This window comes from Corynebacterium sp. (genome assembly GCF_052107835.1).
Lineage (GTDB): Bacteria > Actinomycetota > Actinomycetes > Mycobacteriales > Mycobacteriaceae > Corynebacterium.
In genome coordinates, this window is sequence record NZ_JBQEDF010000043.1 from 21,714 (window position 1) to 29,501 (window position 7,788).

At 67.7% G+C, this 7,788-nt stretch carries 6 protein-coding genes; 2 read left to right on the forward strand and 4 right to left on the reverse strand.

Annotated elements, in window-relative coordinates; all coding sequences use genetic code 11:
• Nucleotides 1-95 precede the first annotated feature (95 nt).
• Nucleotides 96-1,082, forward strand: coding sequence for a LysR family transcriptional regulator (locus ACTIL2_RS10960; protein ID WP_442337502.1), 987 nt, complete (start codon nt 96-98; stop codon nt 1,080-1,082).
• Here ACTIL2_RS10960 and ACTIL2_RS10965 read toward each other — a convergent pair.
• On the reverse strand, nt 1,054-3,612 hold the full coding sequence (locus ACTIL2_RS10965) for a DEAD/DEAH box helicase (RefSeq protein WP_442337503.1): 2,559 nt from the start codon (nt 3,610-3,612) through the stop codon (nt 1,054-1,056). The genes ACTIL2_RS10960 and ACTIL2_RS10965 overlap by 29 nt on opposite strands.
• Nucleotides 3,613-3,617: 5 nt before the next feature.
• Nucleotides 3,618-4,631, reverse strand: coding sequence for a PAC2 family protein (locus ACTIL2_RS10970; protein WP_442337504.1), 1,014 nt, complete (start codon nt 4,629-4,631; stop codon nt 3,618-3,620).
• 199 nt (nt 4,632-4,830) lie between these two features.
• Here ACTIL2_RS10970 and ACTIL2_RS10975 point away from each other — a divergent pair, with 199 nt between their 5' ends.
• The gene (locus tag ACTIL2_RS10975) at nt 4,831-6,141 is read left to right on the forward strand and encodes a DUF4192 family protein (RefSeq protein WP_442337505.1); all 1,311 of its coding nucleotides are present in this window, start codon (nt 4,831-4,833) and stop codon (nt 6,139-6,141) included.
• On the opposite strand, the gene galE is transcribed toward ACTIL2_RS10975, so the two are convergent.
• Together galE and ACTIL2_RS10985 are read right to left on the reverse strand one after the other, a co-directional pair.
• Complete coding sequence (gene galE, locus ACTIL2_RS10980; RefSeq protein WP_442337506.1) at nt 6,098-7,096, reverse strand: UDP-glucose 4-epimerase GalE; 999 nt, start codon at nt 7,094-7,096, stop codon at nt 6,098-6,100. The genes ACTIL2_RS10975 and galE overlap by 44 nt on opposite strands.
• Nucleotides 7,097-7,102: 6 nt before the next feature.
• The coding region (locus ACTIL2_RS10985) for an iron dependent repressor, metal binding and dimerization domain protein (RefSeq protein ID WP_442337507.1) at nt 7,103-7,788 on the reverse strand (686 nt) is incomplete at its 5' end.

The following is a 7,788-nucleotide window of genomic DNA, read 5'->3' on the forward strand; positions in this document are numbered from 1 at the left end:
AAAGATAAACCTTTCTATTTTTCCGTATAGATAAGATACGGTTATGTGACCGTTGGGATAGGGTCACTATGTCCTGGTGATGTACCCTGATAGGTATGGTCAATAAGGAGTACCGCCCCACAGTCGCCCAGCTCCGGACGTTCGTCACCATCGCGGAACACGGCCACTTCGGGGCGGCGGCCCAGCGCCTCGGTATCTCCCAGCCGTCCCTGTCGCAGGCTCTCGCCGCCCTCGAGAACGGCCTCGGCCTGCAACTGATCGAGCGGTCCACCCGCCGGGTGATCGTCACCTCCGTCGGCACCGAACTGCTGCCGTACGCCCGGGCCACACTGGAGAGCCTCGATTCCTTCATGAACAACGCACGGGGGGCGGTCGGGGGGTCGAACGGTCCGATGACGATCGGGATGATCCCCACGATCACGCCGTTCGTCCTGCCGTCATTCCTGAAGTCCCTGCCAGTCACGGCCCCCGACCTCGACCCCAGGATCGTCGAGGAGAAGACGTCGACCCTCATGGAGTCACTGCGGCAGGGGGGACTGGATGCCGCGGTCGTCGCCACGTCCGAGCCGGGGGCCGGGATCGAGCACATCGACCTCTACACCGAGGAGTTTGTCCTGGTCCTCCCGCACGGGCACCCCTTGTCGGGGCGGCGGGACCTGCGTCTCGACGATCTGGACGGTCTCGACCTCCTGCTGCTGGATGACGGCCACTGCCTTCGTGACCAGGTCCTCGACCTGTGCCGGTCCGCGTCGCTGTCGGTGGACCCCGCCAGCGCCGCCACCCGGGCGTCGAGTCTGTCCACCATCGTGCAGTGCGTTGTCGGCGGGCTCGGCTGCACTCTCGTACCGCTGAGCGCGGTCGCGGCGGAATGCGGGGGACGCAGCGTCGGCCTGGCGACCTTCGCCGGGGGAGCTGCCACGGCGAGCCGCGCGGTCGTCCTGAACTACCGGGCGAGCTCCAGCCGCGCCGAGGGTTTCCGAGCGGTCGCGGATGCTGTGACCGGCGCCTACCGGGAATCCGCGGAGGAGAGCCGTCGCGTACTGTCCGGCGGGATCACCCCCGGGACACGGTCAACTCGCTGAGCCGGACCTCCCCGTCACGGTCGGAGGCATCGAGGTCGACGACACCGGTGAAGGCCCAGCCGTGGTCGCCCTCGGGGTCATCGAGTATCTGCCGCACGTGCCACTGCCGGCCCTTCTCCGTGATGAGGATGAGTTCCGGGGACCTCGCTGCCGCGTCGACCCCGATGTCCGCGTACTCGTTGAAGTACACGTCCATCTCGTCGGGCCAGTCGGGGGCGTTGTCCAGGTAGTCGTCCAGTGCGGCGAGATCCTTCTCCCGTTCGAAGGCGAAGAGTTCCACGTGCCGGAAGAAATGGTTGCGCACCATACGGCGCAGGGCCCGGGGATTGGCGCTCAACAGGGACGGATCGTCCACGCCGAAGGCGTGCTCGGCAACCTGCTCGGCGGTGACCGGCGCGTCCGGGTCCGACATCGCCGACCATTCGTCCACCAGCGAGGAGTCGACCTGGCGGATGAGTTCTCCCAGCCAGACGATGATGTCCTCCAGTTCCTCACCACGGTGTTCCGGCGGGACGGTGTGCGACAGCGTCCGCCACGCGTCCGTGAGATAGCGGAGGACCACCCCCTCGGAACGGGCCAGGGTGTAGGTCGCGACCAGGTCGGAGAAGGTCATCGCTTTCTCGATCATGTCGCGCACGACCGACTTGGGTGACAGGTCGAACTCTGCGGCCCAGGGGTTGGACTCGCAGAAGATCCCGTAGGCCTGGTCCAGTTCCTCCTCCAGCGGCTTCGGCCAGGTGATGTCCTCGACAATGGCCATGCGCTCGGTGTAGTCGACGCCCTCGGCCTTGAGGGCGGCGATCTCCTCGCCCCGGCGTTCACGCTGCTGGGCGGTGAGGATCTGGCGCGGATCGTCCAGGATGGCCTCGACGGTGCTGATGATGTCGAGGGTGTAGGTGTCGGATTCGGGGTCGAGGAGGTCGAAGGCGGCCAACGCGAACGGGGACAGTGGCTGGTTCAGTGCGAAGTCCCGCTGCAGTTCCCGGGTCAGGCGTGCATCCTTGCCTGACGGAGTGTCCGCCGGGACTTCGTCGACGATCCCGGCACGGAGCAGACCACGGTAGAGGTCGATGGTGGTGAGGATGTCACGGTTCTGCTTGGAGCGGGTGTCGTGGTTGTCGCGCAGCAGGCCCTTCAGTGAACCGTAGGTCCACTCCGGACGCGCGACCACGTTGATCAGCATGGAATTCGACATCCGGAACTGGCTGACGAGTTCCTCCGGTTCGGCGGTGGTCAGCCGTTCGTACGTGGACTGGGACCACGTGGCCCGTCCGTCGGGCGCGGACTTCTTGCGCAGCTTCTTCAGCTTCTTCGGGTCGGTGCCGGCACGCTGGCGCAGCCGGAAGTTCTCGATCTCGTGCTCGGGCGCCTCAACGACCACGGTTCCCTCCGTGTCGTAGCCCGCACGCCCCGCGCGTCCGGCGATCTGGTGGAACTCACGGGACTTCAGGATGCGGTGGCGGATGCCGTCGTACTTCGCGAGCCCGGTCAGCAGTACGGTCCGGATGGGCACGTTGATGCCGACCCCGAGGGTGTCCGTGCCGGAGATGACGGTGAGCAGCCCCTGCTGGGCCAGTTTCTCCACCAGTCGCCGGTACTTCGGGAGCATCCCGGCGTGGTGGACGCCGATCCCACGGCGGAGCAGCCCGGAGAGGGTTTTGCCGAAGGCTGAGGTGAACCGGAAATCGCCGATCGCCCCGGCGATGAGTGCCTTGCGCTCCTTGTCGGCGAACGTCATGCTGGTCAGCGCCTGCGCACGTTCCACGGCCTCGCGCTGGGAGAAATGGACGATGTAGACCGGTGCCTTGCCGGAGTCGACCAGATTCTCCAGGGTCTCGTGCACCGGCGTGTAGACGTAGTCGAAGTCCAGGGGGACAGGACGCACCGTCCCGGTGACGGACGTGGTGGTGCGCCCGGTGCGCCTGGTCAGGTCCTCCTCGAGCCAGCCGGTGTCGCCGAGGGTGGCGCTCATCAGCAGGAACTGGACTTTCGGCAGCTCCAGCAGCGGAACCTGCCAGGCCCATCCGCGGTCGGGTTCGGAGTAGTAGTGGAACTCGTCCATCACGACCTGGTCGATATCGGCCGCCGCTCCGTCGCGCAGCGCGATGTTCGCCACGACCTCCGCGGTGGCGCAGATGACCGGGGCACCGCCGTTGACGGTGGCGTCGCCGGTCATCATGCCGACGTTCTCCGCGCCGAAGATCTCGCACAGGGAGAAGAACTTCTCACTGACCAGGGCCTTGATCGGTGCGGTGTAGAAGGTGCGCCTGCCGTGGGCCAGGGCGGTGAAGTGGGCCGCCGTGGCGACCAGTGACTTCCCGGAGCCGGTCGGCGTCGCCAGGATCACGTTGTCCCCGGCGGCCAGGGCAACGGCGGCGTCCTCCTGGGCGGGGTAGAGCGAGATCCCGCGGTCCCTCGACCATGCGAGGAAGGATTCCAGTACCGCGTCGTCGACGAGGCTCTCCGGGACCTCGGCGAGATCGGGGAGCAGGTCAGCCAGGGTCTGGTCGGGAGGGGAGGTGGCGGTCACGCAGTCTACCTGTCGGTGTCGGGGCTGGGGTGTGGGTTGCCGTTGTCGTCGTTGCCATCACCGTCGTCACCGTCGTCACCGTCGGTCTGGTCGGTGGAGTCGGCGGCATCGCTGAGGAGACGCTCGAACTCGGCACTGATCTCCTCGCCCGAGGGGATCTCCTCACCTGGTGCGAGCAGTGTGTTCTCGCGGCGGCGCCTGATCCGCGCGATCTCCTCGTCGTACTGGCGCTCCAGGGCACCGACCACCGTGGCGATCTCGGCGGAGTCGTCGACCTGCTCGGCCAGTTGCTCCCGCACCTTCTCCATGTCGGTCTGCAGGGCGCGCAGCGGCAACGTGAGTTCGGCGACCTTCTCCACCGTGTGGAGCAGACCGTAGGTCGCCTCCGGGTAGTCGGACGCCGCGATGTAGTGCGGGACGTGGGCCGTCAACCCCACCGTGGACAGTCCGGCCCGTGACAGAAGCAGCTCGACATCCAGGGCAGCGGCACCCGGGATGATCATCCGGGAATCCCAGCCGCGGAGGTCAGCGGTGAGTGCGGGGTCGGAGCTGTGCGCCGACACGACGAGCGGCCGGGTGTGGGGGACCGTCATCGGTGCGGAGTACAAGGTTACGACACGGTCGACGTTGGTGCGGGAGGCCAGCTCCGCCACTGCGCGGCCGAAAGCCTCCCACCGCAGGTCGGGCTCCGGGCCGTTGAGGAGCATGAAGGGGTTGCCTTCGGTGTCCTCTACCCGGTGCAGGGTCAGCGAGAGGTCCTCCCGGTCGACCAGGCGGCCACCGTCGATGGTGACGCCGGGGCGCCGCGAGCGGTAGTCGATGAGCTCGTCGACGTTGAAGGAGGCGACCGCGGTGTGGTCGAGGGCCTGGAGCATGTGCTGCCCGGCCTGCTGCACCCCGTGTCCCGCGTCGGCGTAGCCCTGGAGGGCGACGACCATCGGGAGGCCATTCACCTCGTCCCCGGACTGGGTTGAGGGGCCGGGGTACTCGAGTTCGTACATGCGGTTGTCGGTGGACATCTGTGCGGTACTCCCTTCGTTTCGCGCGCGGCGCAGTAAATGTAGTCTACCAGTCCGCTCCGGTGCCGCGAACGGTGGATCTCCGGAGGTCAGAGGGGCGAATTGTACGAATTCCACAGTGCGGGGTTATCCACACCGTCCTGGGGAAACGTGCACTCGCCCACGATGGCCCGGGGAGGCGGTGGTGGAGGATGTCACCATGACATTCACAGAGCACAACGCGGCCGGCGGGCCCGGAATTCCCGCACCGTACCGTCGGAGCGTGTCCCTGGGCAGTGACCCCGGGGCCCTCATCACCGCCATGCCCGCGCTGCTGGGGTTCCGTCCGACCGGGAGCATCATCCTGGTGGGACTGTCGGGAGGTGGTCCCGGGTCGGACGCGGTGGGGCCCGTCGTCCGGTTCGACCTGTCGTCGGAAGCTGTCGCAGCCGGGGCACGGGCGATGGGCCGGGCGAACTACGACCGGCCCGGTGCCTCGGTGGCGGTGATCGTGGTGGGGCCGGGGACGTGGCCCCTGCCGGGTGGGATCACCGGCATTCTCGAGGAGACGCGCCGGCGGCTGGGAGGCTTCGCCGTCGGTTTCAACGGAGTGTTCGTCACACCCGCCATCGCGGACGGTCAACCATGGCGGCGCATCGAACAGGATGGTCGGGGAGCACGCTGGCTCTGTGCGGAATCGGGCGTCCTCGGTGATCCGGCGGACAACCCGGCCTGGGAGGTCACGGAGGATCCCGATGCTCCGGTTCCCTCCCCGGAGGAGTTCAACCGTGTACTGGATATGGAGGATGAGGCTCTGACGGCGGCGGGGGACCCCGGGCTGCTGGCCCGACTCCCGCGGTCCTGGTTCACCGGTGAGGGGCCGCCGGCCGGTTCCGGGTACGGGGACATCGTGGCGATGTGCCGCCTGGTGCGGGACATAGACCATGTTGTGGCGGCGGACGGGGACCGGGACTCGATGGTGTCGGCGGCGCGCGGTGAGGTGCGCCGCCGACTGCTCTCTGAGGGGCTCGGAGCCGAGCTGTTCGCCATGTGCATCGACGAGCGGCTCTTCCCCGCGTTGGTCACACTGGGGATGCGCCGTGAGAGCGCGACGGTGGAGGGGCTGCTGCTGGAGGTGGCGGTGCTCGCACGGTCCGCGTTGCGGCACCGTGCGCTGGCCCTGATCGCGGTGATGGGCGTATGCGGTCGGGGAGGGGTCCTGGGGTTCCAGGCGGCCCGGCGGTGCCTCGGGGAGATGGGGGACGGTGCACACGGCCGTGGATCCCCGTCGGACACGGTCGTGGACAGGATCACCGGGGGCATCGCCGAGATCATCGTGGTGGGGATGTGCGGGGGAGCCGGTTCGGAGTTGGCCCGGAAGTTCCTGGACGAGGGACTGCGCCTCGTGGACGGGGCGGCGCGGGCCGCGGAACACGAAAACCCCGCCGGAGCGGGGTTGATCAGGGCGGCCGTCGATCGCGGGGCGGTCAGCGAGGTGCGAAATGCGCTCTCTCACCGAGCTGTGACGTGAAGTCCCACGCGTCGGAGACGATGGTGTGGAGGTCGGAGCGGGTGGGGTTCCAGCCGAGTTCGGTGACCGCCCGGGTCGACGAGGCGATCAGGGTGGCAGGGTCGCCGGCGCGACGGGGGGCGTTCTCGGCCGGGATCGCATGGCCGGTGACCTCACGGCACGTGTCGATGACCTGCTGCACGCTGTAGCCGTCGCCGGAGCCGAGGTTGAATATCCGGTGGTGGCCGGCGGAGTTCGACGCCGCAGCCAGCAGGTGGGCCTCGGCGAGGTCCCGGATGTGGATGTAGTCCCGGACGCAGGTGCCGTCCGGGGTGTTCCAGTCGTCGCCGTACACCATGATCTTCTCCCGTGCGTCCATCGCCACCTGCAGAACCAGGGGGATGAGGTGGGTCTCCACCGCTCGGTTCTCGCCCACGTTGCCGTAGGCGCCCGCGACGTTGAAGTACCGCAGACTCGTCGCACCCAGTCCGAAGGCGTTGGCGTAGGACGTGATGATCTGGTCGATCGACAGCTTCGACGCCCCGTAGGGGTTCGTCGGCGCAGTCGGCATGTCCTCGGTGATGGGGACGGTCGTCGGTTCGCCGTAGCAGGCAGCCGTCGATGAGAACACCAGGTTGTCCACGCCGTGCGAACGCATCAGGTCCAGCAGGGACAGGGTGGTGACCACATTGCCGTGCCAGTAGATGTCCGGGGCAGTCACCGATTCCCCGACCAGTGACTTCGCGGCGAAGTGGAAGACCGCGGCGCAGTTGTCCGCCAGGGCCTCAGGCGCGCGTTCGACGACATCCCCCTCGAGGAACGCCGCCTGCTCCGGTACGGCCTCCCGGTTTCCGGTCGACAGGTCGTCGATCACGGTCACCCGGTAACCCTGCTCGACCAGGACGGTGGCACAGACACTGCCCACGTACCCGGCACCACCGGTCACCAGGACATGGTCTCCCTCGGCGATTCCCATCGACCCCTAGTTCCCCTCGATCACGATACGGATGGCGTGTCCGAGCTCCTCAGGCACGGTCACGGAGGCGCCCTCCGCGTTCTCGATGGTGAGACCGTCGGGGGTGTCCTGCATGGTGACGGTGGTGCCGGGCCGGATGCCGTGCTGCCCGAGCTTGCCGATGACCTTGTGCTCGACCTGGACGATCTCGTTGAAGCTCACGATCATCGCCTGGGTGGGGGAACTGAGGTCGACGTCGGAGGCGCGGTGTGAGGCGGAGGGGTTCTCCACGGACGAGTCGCCGAGCTTGTCCAGGCCCGGGACGGGGTTGCCGAACGGTGAGGTGTCATGGTTCGTGAGGACCGAGAGCAGCCGCTTCTCGACCTCGTCGCCCATCACGTGCTCCCAGCGGCAGGCCTCGTCGTGCACGGACTCCCAGGGCAGTCCGATGACGTCGACCAGCAGGCGCTCCGCCAGACGGTGCTTACGCATGACGGAGGTGGCGTGGTCCCGCCCCTCCTCGGTGAGCTTGAGGGAGCGGTCGTCGGCGATCCAGAGCAGACCGTCCCGTTCCATGCGCGCGACGGTCTGGCTCACGGTCGGACCCGACTGGTCCAGGCGTTCGGCGATCCTCGCACGCAGCGGGGGGATGCCCTCTTCCTCCAGTTCGTAGATCGTCCGGAGGTACATCTCGGTGGTATCGACGAGGTCCT